Below are 1556 nucleotides of genomic sequence, written 5' to 3'. Positions count from 1 at the left end.
GTTATAAATAGTACTGTTCCTTGATTATTTGCTGCATTGTTGTTATTAAATGTGGAGTTTTTTATATTGGTTTCTGAGATGCCTTTGTAAGAAGTTGTAGTATATATTATTCCTCCACTAATATAATTGTAAGCACTGTTTAATGAATTGGAGGTATCTGTTGAGTTGTATTTAGTTTCTCTGAATTCACTGTTTATTATATTTAGATTAGCACTGTTGAATATGAAATTTATAAAACTTGCATATGTTGTTATTTTACCTGTTCCACCTGTGGTTGTTATTGTGATGTTTTTGTTATCGTTTCGTGTAGTGTTATAGTAATGTGTATTGTTTGTAAATATTGAGTTTGTTATTTCTAGATTATTATTATTTACAATGAACGCATAAACATAACCTATGGTTTGACTACCGATATTATCGCCAGAACTGTTTTCTCTTGTGATTATGATACTTTGATTTGCTGAATAGTTATAGTTTAAGCTTTGGTTGGTGTAGATGTTATTGTTTGTGAAATTGGATCTTGTGATATTTAACTTTCCTTTATTAGCAACTAATCCACCACCAGTCACATAAGTACTGTTGGTTACTATATTGGGTAAGACAATAGTTGTATTGGTGGTATATGGAACTTCCTCATAATAATTGTATTGAATGTTCATCTTGTTGTTGTTAAATGCGGAATCTTGTATTACCATTTCACCATTATTTAAAACCAAATAACCAGTTCCAATGCTATCTTCGTAATGATAAGCATTAGGATTAGTTGTATAAATAGTTTTCTTAGAGATTATTAGGTTGATTGTGTTATCTGTGAAAACACAGTCCTGAATAGTAACACTGCCATCGTTGTTTATTAGGTAGCTGTTATTGCCTATTTGTGCGTTTTTTATGGTTAGATTAGCTAGTATTAAATTTGCACCAGAATTGATTGTGAATAGCTTATCACCACTACCAAGATCAAGAACCGTGTTGGCTTTATTGGTTCCTGTAATAGTTAAATTCTTATTTATTATTATGTCTTTATTGTTGTTGCCTGAATAAACGCCATCAGACAATATTATCTTATCATTAGCTAGTGAGCTATTAACAATACCACTAATACCACCATCAGTCGTATTAGTAATATTACGGTCTGCTGCAAAACTAGTTGATAAACTAACCATTACCAACAAAGCCAGTAGCAAGAATAAGATCATCCCAAAAGACGTCTTTTTAAATTTATTCATAATATCTTTCACCTCATCATTTAATTATTTTCAATTATTTTATACCATCCAGCCATTATTAAAAACTAAAAAAAATGCCTAACAATCACCTACCAACTATTACCCTTTATCAATAAAATAGAAAAACTTGTTAGTCAACAAAAGAACAGTTAGTATCCTATTAAACTATTAACCTTTAATTACTGGACAAACATACTTATAGCAATTACCCATATATAAATATATCCACTCTACACACCCCAAAACAAAAACAAAGAGAAACAAAAACTTAGAACCGAAACCATAAACTACCCCCCCCCCCCCTAAACACCTAAAGAATACACAAACAAC

1 protein-coding gene is annotated in these 1556 nt (G+C 30.5%); it reads right to left on the bottom strand.

Annotated elements, in window-relative coordinates:
* Positions 1-1226: hypothetical protein (locus MBCUT_RS00835; RefSeq protein ID WP_084270662.1), on the bottom strand; the 1226-nt coding region annotated here is incomplete at its 3' end.
* Positions 1227-1556 lie beyond the last annotated feature (330 nt).

Source organism: Methanobrevibacter cuticularis (assembly GCF_001639285.1).
In the GTDB taxonomy this organism is placed as follows: domain Archaea; phylum Methanobacteriota; class Methanobacteria; order Methanobacteriales; family Methanobacteriaceae; genus Methanobaculum; species Methanobaculum cuticulare.
The sequence above is the reverse complement of the archived record's forward strand: the minus strand, read 5'-3'. Positions and strand labels throughout refer to the sequence as shown.